Source organism: Bradyrhizobium sp. AUGA SZCCT0283, assembly GCF_018130385.1.
GTDB lineage: Bacteria > Pseudomonadota > Alphaproteobacteria > Rhizobiales > Xanthobacteraceae > Bradyrhizobium.
Map to the genome: position 1 here is coordinate 120,733 of NZ_JAFCLU010000021.1, position 15,012 is coordinate 135,744.

Sequence of the window (15,012 nt, forward strand, 5' to 3'; positions counted from 1 at the left end):
CGATGGAGTCCTTTCCCAGACTGCAGGTGTAAACTGATTGCCGGGAGGTCCCGGCCCCCTGACCACCATCTGTATATGTGCACCGCACAATAAAGTCAAGAAATATTGTGCGACGCACAAATATGGCGAATTAGCGCAAAAATCCGGGGTCTTACGCAACGGTTAATTAATCTTTTGGAAACTCGCTCCGCCTAACCTGATTCCTGGACATGTTCGCCTTCCGACAGACAGCATGAAAGCTGTGTGTGAACAGCATCTTAGCTAGAACAGCGACCCGATCGGCCAACCCGGCCGCGCGTAATAGCCGGATCGGTACTTCGAACGGGGGAGCATCAGCGGTTGGTGGGCACAATTTTGCCTCACGAGCCGGTGATCAAGACAGAAATTGGGACGGGGAAGTAAATGCTTCGTACAACCTTGGCTTCCTCGCGCACTTTGCGCGTGTGCGCCCTCGGGCTCATTACCTTCACGACCGCGATCCTGATCTCGAGCGAGAGCGCTGAAGCGCGCCGCTACAAGCACCGTCGGCACCACCATGTCGTGCGCGAAAGCTACAGCCCGCAGTTCTCCTCCATCATCGTCGACGGCAATTCCGGCGCGGTGCTCAGTTCCAACAATCCCGACGGTATCCGCCGCCCGGCGTCGCTGACCAAGATCATGACGCTTTATCTGCTGTTCGAGCGCCTCGACGCCGGCAAGATGAAGCTGGACACCGAGATGGAAGTCTCCGAGCACGCCTCCGAACAGGCGCCGACCAAGCTCGGTCTAAAGCCCGGCCAGACACTCAAGGTCGAGGATGCCATCAAGGGCCTGGTGACGCGTTCCGCCAACGACGCCGCCGTCGTGATCGCGGAAGCCATTGCCGGCAATGAAGACGAATTCGCCAGGCTGATGACGCGCAAGGCGCGGGCGCTCGGCATGAGCAAGACCACCTACCGCAACGCGTCGGGCCTGCCCAACGACGAGCAACTGACCACGGCGCGCGATCAGGCCACGCTCGGCCGCGCGATCCAGGATCGCTATCCGCGCTACTACCGTTATTTTGCGACCACGGTGTTCAATTATCGCGGCCAGTCGATCCGCAACCACAATCGCCTGCTCGGCAATGTCGAAGGCGTCGATGGCATCAAGACCGGCTACACCCGCGCCTCCGGCTTCAACCTCGTGAGCTCGATGCGCCGTGGCAACCGCCACCTCATCGGCGTGGTGCTGGGCGGCCGCAGCGGCGGTTCGCGTGACGCCACCATGCGCAACCTGCTGGCCGAGAACCTGGAGAAGGGCGCGACCAAGCGTACCGTGGCCGCGATCACCGAGCGCAATCCCGCCGACGGCACCGTCGATGTGGCCGAAGCCGAGACCGCTTCGCGTCCGGCCGAAACGACTCAGTCCGGCAGCGCCCTCGCCGAACCGGGGCTCGCGGCCATGCCCGTGACCCGCTCGATTGCCCCGGCAAAACCATCCCTGATGGCGGCCGCCGCCGCTGCCCTGCCCCCGCCGCCCAAGGTCGAGCAGAACAAATTCGAGTCGCAAGCCAAGCCCGAACCCGCGCCATTGACCAGCGGCGTCATTCAGACCCAGCAGATTTCCGCGATCCCGGGCTCGGCTGAGCCAATGAAGCCGGTCAAGGTCAAGACGGTTCAGGTCAAGGCCGGCCCGATGAAACTGGCGGCCGCCGGCCCCTCGCAGCCAGTGGCGCCGCCGATCACCAGCGCCATCCCTGCCCGTCCCGAAGTTGCCGAAACCTCCAGCGCCGTTGTCGCAAACGCCGCCGAGGCCAAGGCCGAAGCCGCCAGGGAAGCCCTCAGGGCAGCCATGCCGCAGCAGCCGGCCGGCCACGGCACCGGGAACGGCGTGCTCGGCGTGTTGCCCGCTTCCAGCCTGGCACAGGCGCACGCCTCGCACGCGCAAGCGCTGGCCTATGCCGATCCGGCGCCCCGTGCCCAAGCGCAGGCCGTGCAACAGAACGACGCCGTCAAGCCGGCTGCGCCGGCCGTGGTTCGCACCGGCTGGATCGTCCAGGTCGGCGCCCTCGAAAGCGAAAGCGAAGCCAAGCAGCGGATCGACCTCGCCCGTACCAAGGCCAGCGCCCTGCTCAGCAAGGCCGATCCTTTCACCGAGCCGGTCGTGTCCAAAGACAACCGCACGCTATTCCGCGCCCGCTTCGCCGGTCTCGATCGCGATCAGGCCGAAGCGGTATGCCGCACGCTCAAGCGCGCCGACATTTCCTGCATGACCGTTCGCAACTGATCCGGACTTCCCGCTGAAGTTCGCAAAGCCGGCGCCGCAAGCGCCGGCTTTGTTGTTTTCCAAACACAGTCGCTGCGGCTCTCGGTCAATCACGCCCAATGCGGCCAGCGAAAACTTCTCGTCAAGAATTTACGGCTAAGTTTCCCTGCAATGAACGATCGACCACGCCGGACAACGGCGGGCGATATGGGGCGTTAGTCAGAGAACAGAAGCAACTCTCGGTTTGTAGCGTCGGTGGCGTGAGCCGGAGTTAGCTAAAGATGCGTGCGAAGAAGGGTATCCTTGGCCTCGTTTACACGGGCAGCGAGGTACGTCGAGCCCCCCTGGTCGGGATGCAGTTTCTTCATCAGGGCGCGGTGCGCCCGGCTGATGTCGTCACGCCCCGCCCCCGGCTGCAAGCCAAGGATCTGATAGGCCTCCTCGTCCGTCATTTTTCCGCTCGCCGCCGCGCGGCGCTGCCCCCCTGCCGTGTCGCCCTGCGCGTTCTGACGCCAAGCGGGAAACCGGCGGTCAAGATAGCTTTCAAGTAAGGCGACGCTCTCGGCGTCGAAGGCCGGTATCATCGCGATCAACTGCGGCAGGTCGAATTCGTCGAGCGAGCGCCCGGCATTCGGCCCGTCTACGATCCGGCCCGACAGTTCGCCACTGTCGTGATCGAGGCTCATGTCGAGAAATTGCGAGCGCACGCGCGAAGCCTGTCCTGACGAACGCTGCGCGCCGCCACCGAAGAGCCCGCCGATATTGCTGAAGCTACCGGGCCCGAACGGCGACCAGCCGAGCAGCCCGGCGCCGAAGATGCCGAGCGGAATTGCGACGGCGAGTTCGCCGCGCAGGCCGGTGAAGGCCGCGACCGCCAGCGCGATGACGCCGCCCGCGATCTTGATTCCGCGCGCGAGCACGACCGGGTTGGCTGCACGAAACATCTGCAGCAGCAAGTATAGAACGACAACGGCGACGACGCCGGCAATCAGGGTTGGCATGGCTCTAATATAGCGGCACCCGCGCCGAAAAGCATGGCGTCCGGCCCGGAGGCAACCAAAGTAATCACTTCATCTGGCCGATCAGTGCGGCCGCGCCGCTTGCGGTTTTCGATAGCCGCAGCAGCGCTTCGCGCCCGCCGGCGGCATAGGCTGCGGCGGCGCGCAGGAGCTCGCGCAACTGCGCCGCGGCACCGGGATCGAACCTGCACCATGCGCCGCCGGTAAGCCGCGCAATCTCGCGGAAGGCCTGTTCGGCTGTGGCGTCGTGGCCTTCCTGAAACATGAACACCGGCACCTTGAGCAGGCCGAGTTCGCCGGCCTTGGTGCAGAGATCGTCGACCGCCTCCTCCATGGCGTCGCCGACGAACACCACGGCGCGCACGCCAGACGCCACCGCCTCGCGGCGCGCCTCCGACAGCACCTTGCCGATCTGGGTGTTGCCGCCCTGGCAGTCGATTTTGCCCATCAACCTCGCCAGTTGCGCGGAATCGGAGATCCAGCCGGTGGCGCGGCATTCGTTGAAGCCGCGGTAATAGACCAGCCTGATGTCGAGGCTGCCGAGCGAAGCCGCCTCGCGAAACATGTCCGCCTGCAGCGCGCAGGCCATGTCCCAGGTTGGCTGCCGGCTCATGGTGGCGTCGAGCGCAAACACTAGCCTTCCCCTGGCACCCGGGCTGTGCGGCGACATCGCACGCGCTTTCGCCACGAAGGCCGCGATGTCTTCCGACGCCGACGCCTTGGTCTCCGGCAGCGGTCCGCCCTTGCGCGCCTCGGCCTTTGCCGAAGCAACATCGCCTGCCGATTTCGGTTTGATGGGTTCGCCGGCCATGAGCGCTCGCAGGTAAGCAGCAGCAAGCTCTATGTGGGACGGCGCCCGGCGGCGGTCAATGCGCCGGGCAGTGCCGCAACGACGGCCATCAGCCGCCTAGTTCGTGACGGGCTTGTTCTTCGGTGCCGGATTGCTGGCCAACGGGACGGACAGCGGCACCGGTCCCGGGCTGCTGCTCAGGACGTCGGGCACCTTGGTCGGCACCGGCTTCAGCGCGCCGCTCTTGTCGGACTCGTCGAGGAACTTGTCGAGCATCGACTGGATCGAGGATTTGGCTGCGTCAGGCCCGGTGTCCCGCATGTCGTTGTGCTGGAAGCCGGTATTCACGACCGTGATGCCGGCCTGCTCGCACTGCTCATCGTCAGGCACCACGCCGGGGTCCGGCTTGAAATGCGTATCCTTGGAACGGAACGACAGGATCTTGAACTTGCCGTCGGTCAGGAACGGCACGCGCAGATTGTCCAGCGTCACGACCTTCTTGATTTCGTCGGGATACTGCCTGGCGAAATACATCGAGATGTCGCCGCCCATCGAATGGCCGACCATCGTCACCTTCTCATAGTCGGCGTTGGGCTGGACCTTCTTCATTTCGTGGATAGCGAAATGGATGTTGGCCACGCCGCGCTGAATCTGCGGCAGACGGCCGACATAGGGCTCGCCGACCTTGGTCACCATCGGCGGATCGGTCGGCAGGTCATGCTGCGGGCTGATCGCGAGATATCCGCGCCAAGCGAAGACGGTAGACAAGAACGAGTACTCGGTGTTCTTGACGGTGTTGCCGTGATTTAGAATCGCAACCGGCAATTTGATCAAGCCGGCGTTGGCCTGCGTTTCCTTGTCGCGGCGAACGGCGATATGAACGGCGACAAGACGATTGTCGCGGTCGGGATCGTGGAACGCGATCGTCTCGTGCCGGATCGCCCACTTGTTCGCGGTGAAATACGCGACAGCGACCAGCACGGAGAGTGAAAGCAGAACTAGAATTCCACGTTTCATATTCGTCCTCGCACCCCACTAGGGGCCAACCCTGTTTGAGACTCTTTCGGTCCCTTGTTGATGATATATGTCACGATGGCGTGACATAAAGGCCAAATGTTGTGTGTTGACCGCCTGATCATTGTGCGATGCACCTATCCATTGTGCAGCCGCTCAGTCCCCACAAATCCGACCCGCTTTTCCTTACGACGCCTCCAATCAAGCTTCGGTTCGAGCGTTAGATAAAACTCTAAGGAAAACGGCATACTGCAGGCTTGGTTCCCGGGAACCTGCAGCCTACAGGTGCGGGAATACCACAACCCCCCGAAATTTAGACCATCGTGTAGATGACGAGCTTCAAAGCCGGGTCGTCATTGGCCTGGAAGCTCGCATACTCCAGTTTGAGCCGGCCCTTCTTGGGATGGATCAAGGATTTCCGTCCAGCCGCGACGCCGCTGATGTCATGGGCCTCCCACCAGCCTGCAAATTCGGGACAGCCTTCGCGCAGACGTGCCAGCAGGTCGCGGAAGGCGGGATCGCCGGCCCACAAGTCATGTGTCGCGCGGAACTGGGCCACGATGCGTCTGGCCTCATCCGCCCATGACGCGCCGAACAACTGCCGCGTCGCGGGGTTGGTCAGCACCGACAGCAGGCTGTTGCGATCGGCCTCCGCCAGCCGGCTGAACGCAAAGATTTCTTCAGCAGCCGCATTCCATACGAGAATGTCCCAACGCCGTCCGGTGACATAGGCCGGCAGGTTGAGCTGTTCGACCGCGCGCCGGACCGCAGGCGGAACGGTCTCGCGGACGAAGGGTCGCCGGTCGGCATTTTGCGTCAACTCCGTCAGATGCCGGTGTTCGGCTTTGGTCAACCGCAACGCGCGCGCCAGCGCGTCGATCGTCGCAGCCGAAGGGCTGACGGATCGTCCCTGCTCGAGGCGGATGTACCAGTCGACGCCGATGCCGGCGAGTTCGGCCACCTCCTCCCGCCGCAGGCCGGGCGTGCGCCGCCGCCGGCCCACCGGCAGGCCGACCGCCTTCGGCGTCAGCTTCTGCCGCCGCGACCGCAGGAAGTCGCCGAGTTCGCTTTGCCTCGAATTCGTGCCTGATGCCGCCATGCGCGCCGTAACCTGAGAAGGGGTCTAACAGTCCTAGGATAATACCAGGTCTTGCTAGGACAGTGAAGGCTCGCGAGAATGCGCTTTCATCGAAATGAGGAGGCCCCATGAAGGCTGCCGTCCTGAATGCGTTCGGATCGCCGCTTGCGATCGAAACTCTCCCCGACCCGCGGCTTGGCACCGGCGAGGTCATTGTCGACGTCGTGGCGAGCCGTGTGCTGGCCTACGCCAACGAAGTGCTCAGCGGGGAGCGAAAATACCTCCTGGAACTGCCTGTGGTGCCGGGCCCCGGCGCGATCGGCCGCATCCGCGCTACCGGCCCCGATGCGACCCGGCTTCGTCCTGGCGACTGGGTCTATTGCGATCCGACCGTGCGCTCACGCGACAACGCGCTATCGCCCGATATCGCCCTGCAGGGCCTCACCGCCGGCAGCGAGGGAGGCCTGCGCCTGCAACGATATTTCCACGACGGCGCGTGGGCCGAACAAATGCGGCTGCCGACGGAAAACGCGGTTCCGATCGGCGACATCGACGAGAAGGACGCAGGCCGATGGTGCACGCTCGGCACGCTGCTCGTGCCCTATGGCGGGTTCCTCGCCGCGAACCTGCAAGCCGGAGAGATCGCGCTGGTCAACGGCGCCACCGGCGGTTTCGGCAGCGCCGCCGTCGCCGTCGCGTTGGGGATGGGGGCGCAGTGCGTCGTCGCGACCGGGCGGAACGAGCAGGCGCTCACCGAACTGACGCGGCGGTTCGGCGCCCGCGTCCGGACCGTGCCGATGCGCGGCCACGAGGCCGACGATCGCGCGCGCATCCTGCAGGCGGCACCCGGCCCGATCGACTGCGTGCTCGACATCCTCCCGCCTGCCGCCAATGCCGTGCAGGCGCGGACCGCCATCCTGGCGGTACGGCCATACGGGCGGGTGGTGCTGATGGGCGGCGTCGGCATGCTTGGCGGCGCCGGCCTCGACCTGCCCTACCCGTGGATGATGCGAAACTGCATCACGCTCCGCGGGCAATGGATGTACCCGCCGCATGCGGCCACCCTGATGGCAGGCCTGATCCGCTCAGGCCTGGTCGACCTCGGTCATTTCGAGATCACGGCCTTCCGTCTCGACCGCGCCAACGAGGCGGTCGCGCATGCCGCCGCCCACAGCGGTCCTTTCAAAATGACGGTGATAGAGCCGCGATAGGCCAAGGTTCAGGCGATGGTCAAGGCTCACGCGCTGATGATGTCGCCGAGGATGTCATGGACTTCGAGCGGCTTGTCGACCTGGGTGAACCATTCGGCGCGGTTGGCGGCGCGGCGGCGGCCGCGCTCGTCGAGCGGCAGCTTTAGCTGGCGCAACAGACTGGTCACTTCCTCGCGGGCCGTGACGTGGCCCATGCTCGGCCGGGTTCCCAGCGTCGCCTCGTCGATGTCGTCCAGCGCCGTCAGTCCGCGCGGAAAGAATTCGCGGTAAACCACGCGCTCGGCAAATCCGTCGATCGAGCGGAAGCCGAGCCGCAGCGAAAGATCTTTCAGGCTGTCGGCGACCAACTGCTTGTTGCGCGAACCGATCATCGACAGGCGGTTGCGTACCACGATCCAGTCGGTGGTGGCGCCGTCGATCTGACGGCGCTTGCGCCTGACGTCGCGCACCATCTCCGCATAATGGCTCTCGCCGGTCACGGAATAGGTCGCGGGATCGACGGTGCCGAGTACGTCGAAATCGAGGAAGCTGTCGTTGATCGGGGTCACCAGCGTGTCCGCCATCGAATGCGCCAGACGCATCAGATAGGAGTCGGAACCCGGCGTATCGATGACGATGAAATCGAAGGCGCGCTCGATGGCGCTCACCGCCTCCATGAACTGCTGGAACTCGGAGTTTTCATTGTCGGCGATCTGCATCGTCTCGCCGAGCTTGACGCAGTAGTGCACGGGGATTTCGAGGTCGAGACCGGTGCGGCGGGCCCACGCGCTCCGGTTGGCGATGTAGCGGGTAAAACTCTGCTGGCGGCAGTCGAGATCGATGGTGGCGACACGCTGTCCGGCCTTCATCAGGGCGACGGCGATATGCAGCGCGGAGGTGGATTTTCCCGACCCGCCCTTCTCGTTGCCCAGCACCACGACGTGCGCTGAACCGAATTGACCCTGACTCGCCTGAACCAACATGACTCAACCCCCGCACGATATCTTCAAGTCACGCGCGGCTGCGCGTCAAGTGAAATGCGCGACGACGCATTCAATTCGCTCGCGGCGTGTCTTTAATGATGAATCCCGACGGTTGCGATGTCGCTTCCGGACTCGCGTTAGCTGCCGCAGGCGCGCCATACCCAAGCAAACTTGGCGGCGATGCTCTGGCCTTATAAGGTCGTCGCGCCCGCCGAAAGGCTCGGGGCCGCCGGCCCCCCTCACCCCGTCAGAAGCTGCAAGAGATCGAGGCCAGATGTCGCGAAGTCCCATGGTCGTCCGTACCGTTCCCGCCTTGCGGCGCGCCGTCGAGGCCTTGCGCTCCCGAAAGGCTGCCGTCGCTTTGGTGCCGACCATGGGAGCGCTTCATGACGGACACGTGTCGCTGGTGCGGCTCGCGAAGCGCCGGGCGCAAAAAGTCGTCGTTTCGATCTTCGTCAACCCGACGCAGTTCGCGCCGACGGAGGATTTCGGTTCGTACCCGCGTACCTGGAAAGCCGACCTCGCCAAACTCGCCGCCGAAAAGGTCGACCTGATCTGGAATCCGGACGTCAAAGCGATGTACCCGGACGGCTTCGCCACCCGTATCGTGCCGGAAGGTCCGGCCACCGCCGGCCTCGAAGATCGTTTCCGGCCGCATTTCTTCGGCGGCGTCGCCACCGTGGTCGGAAAGCTGTTCACGCAGGTCCGGCCGGATGTGGCGATCTTCGGCGAGAAGGATTTTCAGCAATTGCGGGTGGTGACGCGGATGGCCGCCGATCTCGACCTCGGCGTCAAGGTGATCGGCTCGCGCACCGTACGGGAACGCGACGGGCTGGCGATGTCCTCGCGCAACGTCTACCTCTCGCCCGAGGAACGGCAGACGGCGCCGACGCTCTACCGCGCCATGAAGGAAACCGCCAGGCGGCTGAAGGCCGGAGACGAATTCGAGACCGCGATGGAAGCCGGCCGCGAACTGATCAGCGCCGCTGGCTTCGCGCTGGACTATTTCGAGGCCCGGCACGCCGAGACGCTGGCGCCGATCACCTCGATGAAGGATGGGTCGGTGCGGATCCTCGTCGCCGCGAAACTCGGCACGACGCGCCTGATCGACAATATCGGGGTTTAGGGTGGGAGCTCGGTCAGAGCAGCCCCAGATCGCGCAATTCGCGGCGCATCGGTTCCGGCATCGCTGCCACGCTGGCGGCCGAGGATTTGGTGAGGTCCGGCGGCGCGGCATCCCCGGCGAGGTAGCGCCAGCCCTGAAACGGACGCATCGGCCGCGGCGAGACCGCAAACACCTTGGGCTGCATCACCAACCGGCACCGCCCGATACCGTCCTTGTCGCGGAACGGCTCGATCGCGATGATCTTTTCGCGCGCGGCGATTTCGCCCTTGATCACCCAATAGAGCGAGCCGCCGGCGAGGATCTCTCCGTCGCGCTTCGGCGTCATCCGTGTGATGTGGACGTGACGAAGCGGCAGGCCCTTCTTCCTGGCGGTCGCCATGCGTTCGGCAACCCAGCCCTTGAGTTCCTTGACTGACTCGCAGCCGACGGCAAGCTTGATGAGATGAAGCGGCATGATCCCGCCGATGTAGCGGCCCGTGCGCGCTTTGAAAAGATCACTCGTTGTTATCAGCTGTGGGCGCCGCAGCCGACGGCGCAAGTTGGACTGGCGCAGAGGACGGCCGCTTCGGCGCCGGCGGCGGCTTCTTGGCGGCGGCCTGCGCCTGCGGCGATGCCGGCGGTGTCGCCGCGGCCGGACGCGGCGCGGCTGGCGATGCCGGTGCAGCCGCAGCTGACGACGGCTTCGGCGCGGCGCCTAGCGGCGGCTCGGGCGTCATGATGTTCACCGGGGGAGTGGAGGCCGAGGTCGGGAATTCGGCGTTGGTAGGCTTGCCCGTGGGGACCGACGGCGGCAGCGCTGCGATCATGCCCGCCACGGCCTGCGGCGCGTTCCACGACGCCGCGTAGCGCATGACCAGGCTTTCATAGACGCGGTCTTCCATATTGGCCGCAATCTGGCGCGTCTCGGTCAGCGAGCGGAACGCGCGGCAGGCCGACGGCGTGCAACGGTCCCGCGCCGTCAGCACATAGGCCATCAACCCGTAACGGTCGCGCTCGACGGCGCGGCGCAGCGCCTGCAAGTCGGAGCCGGCGCCCTTGTTCGCGGTGGCGACATCTCCGAGCGAGGTCAACAGCGTGATCTGCGAGGCGGCGTAGGCCACGGCCGCAGCCACCGACTCGGCCGAACCGAACAGCGCCTTCTCGCACGCGGCGAGGACTACATCGCCGGCCAGTTCGTCAATACAGGAAAGCTGCGGCAACGGCGCGGTAGCCGTCTGAACCGGACGCGCCTCCGTCGACTGAACCACGTTTGCCGTGCCGAAGCCGCGGAAGGTCACGGCCCCGGCGACCCCGATCGCGAGCAGCGTGATGAGCGCAAGCACGCCGTTGGCCACGGATCTCTCCGAGCGCAGCAGCGTGATCAGAACGATGACCCCAACAAGTCCGGCCGTGGCCAGCGTCAGGTACAGCGGAAGGTTCGGCGAGCGCCAGATGTGATCCAGCGAAGCAGCCCAGGCCCAGTTCATGCGCAGTGTCCCTTAACGCAGCATCAAACGCGATCGAACGACGAATGCGTCTTTGTCGCATTCGCTTTTCGGCAGAATGGTTCTGCGAACGGGGCCTTTTGACGGCGATCGAAGTGGAACCCCGCCAGCCGGCTGCTTGCACACAACTGTTTCAGGAAATCGCGAGCTGGCTTTCCTTGGCGACCCGTTCGAAAGCTTCGGTCGAGCTTTTGATACGATACTGACAGTCGTCGCCATCTGTCGGCAGCAGCCGGATCACCTCATAGGTGCCGCTGGCGGCCGGACGGGCAACGTTGCTGGCAGTAAAATAGACAGTCTCTCCAACGGAGTACTTATGCTTCAACGCCCTCTCCATCACGCAAGAACGCCGGCCGCGCTCACGGTCCCGCTAGCTTTCGGCCGACTTGAGAACCCTGCGGCAACCTAGCACAGCCCATCCCCCAAAAGCCAGCAACATCGAGGCATGGCAAATGCGCAAATTCCGCATGTTTTTCAGAGCGATAAGCGGCAATTCTTGTGGTTCCCGGGAATCCGCCTGCGCGGCAATGAGGCCGCTTTTCCCAAAATCGGACAGGTTAGAGGGGTGATCGACCGCCGCGGCCGCGGGAGCCCCCGGCGCCCCCGCCCGGCCGCCTGGCCCCGCCCCCCAAAATCAGACCGTCTCGAACCGTTCAATGACGAGCGTTTCGGCAAGGCCGGCGCGGGTCCATTCCTGGAATGCCGGCAACGACATCATCGCATCGAAATAATGCCGCGCCTCGGCTTTCACCTCGATGGCGTAGGTGTGAAAGCGATGCACCACCGGGGCGAACATCGCATCCGAACCGCCGAAGGCACCGAACAGGAACGGTCCTTCCTTGCCGTAACGGCTGGCGCAATCGGCCCAGATTTCCTGAACGCGCACCACATTGGCGCGCGCGTCGTCCGACAGATCGACCGCACGGATCGGGCGATGCAGGTTCATGCCGCATTCATTGCGCAGCGCCATGAAGCCCGAATGCATCTCCGCCGAAATCGACCGCGCATGCGCCCGGCGCGCGCGATCCTCCGGCCACAGCCGGCTTTGCGGGTATTTCTCGGCGAGATACTCGATGATCGAAAGCGAGTCCCACACCGTGACGTCGCCATCGATCAGCGCCGGCACCTTGCCCGCGCGGGAAAAGCTTAAGATCCGGTCCTTGTCCGCCTTGTCATTGGTGTAGAGCGGGATGAACACTTCCTCAAACGGGATGTCATTGGCGCGCAGCGCCAGCCACGGCCGCATCGACCATGACGAATAGTTCTTGTTGCCGATGACCAGTTTCAACATTTGCGGGGAAATCCTGTTGCGACCGTGATCTTGCCATAGTGCACCGCACGCGTTCAACCTGTACATCAGGATTGCCAAGCCATTATCGGGGATCTCGTCACATGCGCGCCTATTGGGTCGATATCGCCGCCGTCGCATTCTTCGTCGTGGAATGGCTGGCCTACGGCTTCACGCTCGAACACACGGCCTATGGCCGCGACAGCCTGTCGACGCGCATGAACCGCTTTCGCGAGGTCTGGGTACGGAACATGCTCGACCGCGAGGCGCGCATGGTCGACATGCAGATCATGGCCTCGCTGCAGAACGGCACCGCCTTCTTCGCCTCCACCAGCCTGATCGCGATCGGCGGCGCGCTGGCGCTGCTGCGGGCGACCAACGATGCGCTCGCCGTGCTGCGTGAACTGCCGGTCGATCTCACCCCCTCGCCCGCGCTGTGGGAAATCAAATGCGTCGGCCTGATCCTGATCTTCATCTACGCCTTCTTCAAATTCGCCTGGTCGTACCGCCTGTTCAACTATGTCGCGATCCTGCTCGGCGCGATGCCGCCGGCGTCACAGCGCGACACCGCGGAAGCCGAAGCCCATGTGATGCGCACGACGCGCTTGTTCGAGGCGGCCGGGCGGCACTTCAACCGCGGCCAGCGTGCGTTCTTCTTCGCGCTCGGCTATCTCGGCTGGTTCGTCAGCCCCTGGGTATTGCTGGCGACAACCGCGCTGGTCGTCATCGTGACCTGGCGGCGGCAGTTCGCATCGAACGCGTGGCGGGCAATGGGGAACTAGAGCAGAGTGTTTTCAAGCGAAGCATGCCCTCGGACTTGATCCGGGGGTGGGCACCGGTTCGCGTGAAGAAAACGCGTCAAAGAAAAAACTAGGACGCTGAGAAATCCTGCGGCGTGAAGCTGAGATCGAGCACCTTCCATTCGCCGTAGCGGTCCACCGGCAGCATCGCGTAAGGCTGGCAGGCCTGCAGCGCGCGGATCGCGCCTTGCATCAGCAACGGCCCCTTCATCGACGCGCTGGCCTCGATCAGGATCGGCTCGGCGGCGAGCCTGCCGTCCGGTGTCATCAACACGCGCAGCTTGACCTTGACGTCGTCGGCGCCCGACAGCGAGGCCGGCAGGTTCGAGCAGGTCTTGAGATGCCGCCGGAATTCCGCGATGAGCGTGCTCGCGATATCGGCGGCCTCGGTCGCCGGCCCATCGAAATTGTCGTCGCCCTTGGTGCGGCCTTGCGCGGGAGCCGGCGGCAATGGCGAGAGGTCGGGCGGCAGGCCGAGCAACACCTGATACTTGATCGAGATATCCGGCTCGGGCGGCTTGTAGGCCGGCGCCGCCGGTTGTCATGGCGGCTGTGCCACCGGCGGCGGCGGGGCCGCGCGCGGCGTGGCAAGCGCAGCCTGCTTCTGCGGCCGCGCGGCAGAGGCAGGCTGTGCGGCCGGCGGAGGTGCCGTGACAGCAGCCGGCATGTCGAGCAGGGAGAAATCGGGCTGTGGCACTGCCGCCGGTTCCGGCTTGTTTTCGGCGGGCGGCGGCTCGGGAGGCGCTTGCTTCTCGGCAAGGTCTTGAGCGGTCACGATCTCGACCGGGATCTGCTCGGCGGTCACTGCGCCGAACGGATGCACCTCTGAAAACAGCAACACCAGCGTCAGCAGCGACACATGCGCGATCGCCGACGCCGTGATGTCAGAGGGTATGATCCGCCGCAGCTCCATCGCACCGGAACGATGTTCGATATTCCCTTAGGCCTGCCAGCATAGCGTCGGGTGGCGCACCCCCTCAATCCCATTTCGGCGCAAAACCGAAATCGGTGAGCCGGCCGCCGGCGCTGCCCATCGTGGAAATCTGTTGCATGTCCTCTTCCGACAGCTCGAAATCGAAGATATCGATGTTCTCCGAGAGCCGCTCGAGTTTCGACGTTCGCGGAATCGCCGCCACGCCCTGCTGCACCAGCCAGCGCAGACAGATTTGCGCCGCCGTCTTGCGATAGCGGTCGCCGATCCGCAGCAAGGCGCGGTCGCTCTTGATGCGGCCTTTGGCGACCGGACTATAGGCCACCAGCGCCATGCCGTGGCGCACGCAGGCCTCCCTCACCTTGCTCTGGTCGAGATAGGGGTGGTACTCGACCTGGTCGCACACCAGCGGTTCCGAGCATGAAGCCACCGCCTCCTCGATCAGGGCCACGGTGAAATTGGACACGCCGATGTGCCGCGCGAGCCCCTGCTGCCTGACCCGCGCCAGCGCGCCCAGCGTCTCCGCCAGCGGCACCTGCGGGTTAGGCCAGTGCAGCAGCAACAGGTCGACGTCGGTCAGGCGCAGCCGCACCAAGCTTTCCTTGGCCGAACGCTCCAGATCGTGCGGCGCGAAATGCGAGGGCCAGATCTTGGTGGTGAGGAAGACCTGATCGCGCTTGACGCCCGAGGCGCGCAGGCCCTCGCCGACCTCGCGTTCGTTCTCGTACATCTGCGCGGTGTCGATGTGGCGATAGCCGAGCCGCAGCGCCTGCTCGACCAGGCGTGCGCAGCTTCGCCCGCGCAATTCCCAGGTGCCCAGCCCGATCGCCGGGATTCTTGCACCATTGGCTTCGACAAACAGCATTGGTTGTATCCGCGGACCGATCCCCATTATGGGCTGCAGAAACAGCCGTGCCAACAGATAGCGTTTTCGAGCGAAAGCCTGCGGCGGACTTGATCCGGGGTGGGTCCGGGTGTGCGGGAAGAAGCGCGTCAGACCGCGAATTAAAGCGTGATGGCATTAGCTTCGATAACCTGAGTTTTTAAGGTAGTTGGCGCATTCTTCGGGTGTGAAGGCGTCGA

16 protein-coding genes are annotated in these 15,012 nt (G+C 64.5%); 4 read left to right on the forward strand and 12 right to left on the reverse strand.

The window, feature by feature from the left end:
• The first annotated feature begins 402 nt into the window (after positions 1-402).
• Positions 403-2,247 (forward strand): D-alanyl-D-alanine carboxypeptidase, encoded by a 1,845-nt coding sequence (locus JQ624_RS26105; protein WP_212421774.1) that lies wholly within the window; start codon positions 403-405, stop codon positions 2,245-2,247.
• 254 nt (positions 2,248-2,501) lie between these two features.
• Here JQ624_RS26105 and JQ624_RS26110 read toward each other — a convergent pair whose 3' ends face one another.
• The 4 genes from JQ624_RS26110 to JQ624_RS26125 all read right to left on the reverse strand — a co-directional run bounded on the left by JQ624_RS26110 (position 2,502) and on the right by JQ624_RS26125 (position 6,148).
• Positions 2,502-3,227: a DnaJ domain-containing protein gene (locus JQ624_RS26110; protein ID WP_212421775.1), complete on the reverse strand. Its 726-nt coding sequence runs from the start codon at positions 3,225-3,227 to the stop codon at positions 2,502-2,504.
• Positions 3,228-3,291: 64 nt separating this feature from the next.
• Positions 3,292-4,056: a VWA domain-containing protein gene (locus tag JQ624_RS26115; RefSeq protein WP_212421776.1), complete on the reverse strand. Its 765-nt coding sequence runs from the start codon at positions 4,054-4,056 to the stop codon at positions 3,292-3,294.
• Between the two features lie 96 nt (positions 4,057-4,152).
• The gene (locus JQ624_RS26120; RefSeq protein WP_212421777.1) at positions 4,153-5,052 is read right to left on the reverse strand and encodes an alpha/beta fold hydrolase; all 900 of its coding nucleotides are present in this window, start codon (positions 5,050-5,052) and stop codon (positions 4,153-4,155) included.
• Positions 5,053-5,362: 310 nt separating this feature from the next.
• Positions 5,363-6,148: a helix-turn-helix transcriptional regulator gene (locus JQ624_RS26125; protein ID WP_212421778.1), complete on the reverse strand. Its 786-nt coding sequence runs from the start codon at positions 6,146-6,148 to the stop codon at positions 5,363-5,365.
• 107 nt (positions 6,149-6,255) lie between these two features.
• Here JQ624_RS26125 and JQ624_RS26130 point away from each other — a divergent pair, with 107 nt between their 5' ends.
• The gene (locus JQ624_RS26130) at positions 6,256-7,338 is read left to right on the forward strand and encodes a zinc-binding alcohol dehydrogenase family protein (protein ID WP_212421779.1); all 1,083 of its coding nucleotides are present in this window, start codon (positions 6,256-6,258) and stop codon (positions 7,336-7,338) included.
• A 26-nt stretch (positions 7,339-7,364) separates the two neighbouring features.
• On the opposite strand, the gene JQ624_RS26135 is transcribed toward JQ624_RS26130, so the two are convergent.
• Positions 7,365-8,300, reverse strand: a complete 936-nt coding sequence (locus JQ624_RS26135; protein WP_212421780.1) for a division plane positioning ATPase MipZ — start codon at positions 8,298-8,300, stop codon at positions 7,365-7,367.
• A gap of 274 nt (positions 8,301-8,574) precedes the next feature.
• Between JQ624_RS26135 and panC the strand changes: the two genes are divergently transcribed.
• Positions 8,575-9,426, forward strand: coding sequence for a pantoate--beta-alanine ligase (gene panC, locus JQ624_RS26140; RefSeq protein WP_212421781.1), 852 nt, complete (start codon positions 8,575-8,577; stop codon positions 9,424-9,426).
• A 13-nt stretch (positions 9,427-9,439) separates the two neighbouring features.
• Here panC and JQ624_RS26145 read toward each other — a convergent pair whose 3' ends face one another.
• The 4 genes from JQ624_RS26145 to JQ624_RS26160 form a co-directional block, all read right to left on the reverse strand.
• Positions 9,440-9,880: a DUF1489 family protein gene (locus JQ624_RS26145; RefSeq protein WP_212421782.1), complete on the reverse strand. Its 441-nt coding sequence runs from the start codon at positions 9,878-9,880 to the stop codon at positions 9,440-9,442.
• A 40-nt stretch (positions 9,881-9,920) separates the two neighbouring features.
• On the reverse strand, positions 9,921-10,892 hold the full coding sequence (locus JQ624_RS26150) for a hypothetical protein (protein ID WP_212421783.1): 972 nt from the start codon (positions 10,890-10,892) through the stop codon (positions 9,921-9,923).
• Between the two features lie 151 nt (positions 10,893-11,043).
• Positions 11,044-11,247, reverse strand: a complete 204-nt coding sequence (locus tag JQ624_RS26155) for a hypothetical protein (RefSeq protein ID WP_108517906.1) — start codon at positions 11,245-11,247, stop codon at positions 11,044-11,046.
• A gap of 297 nt (positions 11,248-11,544) precedes the next feature.
• Positions 11,545-12,201 carry a glutathione S-transferase family protein gene (locus JQ624_RS26160; RefSeq protein WP_212421784.1) on the reverse strand — a complete coding sequence of 219 codons (657 nt, stop codon included), beginning with the start codon at positions 12,199-12,201 and terminating at the stop codon, positions 11,545-11,547.
• Positions 12,202-12,302: 101 nt separating this feature from the next.
• Here JQ624_RS26160 and JQ624_RS26165 point away from each other — a divergent pair, with 101 nt between their 5' ends.
• On the forward strand, positions 12,303-12,980 hold the full coding sequence (locus JQ624_RS26165) for a DUF599 domain-containing protein (protein WP_212421785.1): 678 nt from the start codon (positions 12,303-12,305) through the stop codon (positions 12,978-12,980).
• Positions 12,981-13,068: 88 nt separating this feature from the next.
• Here the strand turns inward: JQ624_RS26165 and JQ624_RS38750 are convergent, their stop codons facing one another.
• The 3 genes from JQ624_RS38750 to JQ624_RS26175 form a co-directional block, all read right to left on the reverse strand.
• The gene (locus JQ624_RS38750; protein ID WP_249130081.1) at positions 13,069-13,482 is read right to left on the reverse strand and encodes a hypothetical protein; all 414 of its coding nucleotides are present in this window, start codon (positions 13,480-13,482) and stop codon (positions 13,069-13,071) included.
• A gap of 57 nt (positions 13,483-13,539) precedes the next feature.
• The gene (locus tag JQ624_RS38755; protein WP_249130082.1) at positions 13,540-13,911 is read right to left on the reverse strand and encodes a hypothetical protein; all 372 of its coding nucleotides are present in this window, start codon (positions 13,909-13,911) and stop codon (positions 13,540-13,542) included.
• A 64-nt stretch (positions 13,912-13,975) separates the two neighbouring features.
• Positions 13,976-14,794, reverse strand: a complete 819-nt coding sequence (locus tag JQ624_RS26175) for an aldo/keto reductase (RefSeq protein ID WP_212421786.1) — start codon at positions 14,792-14,794, stop codon at positions 13,976-13,978.
• Positions 14,795-15,012: the final 218 nt, after the last annotated feature.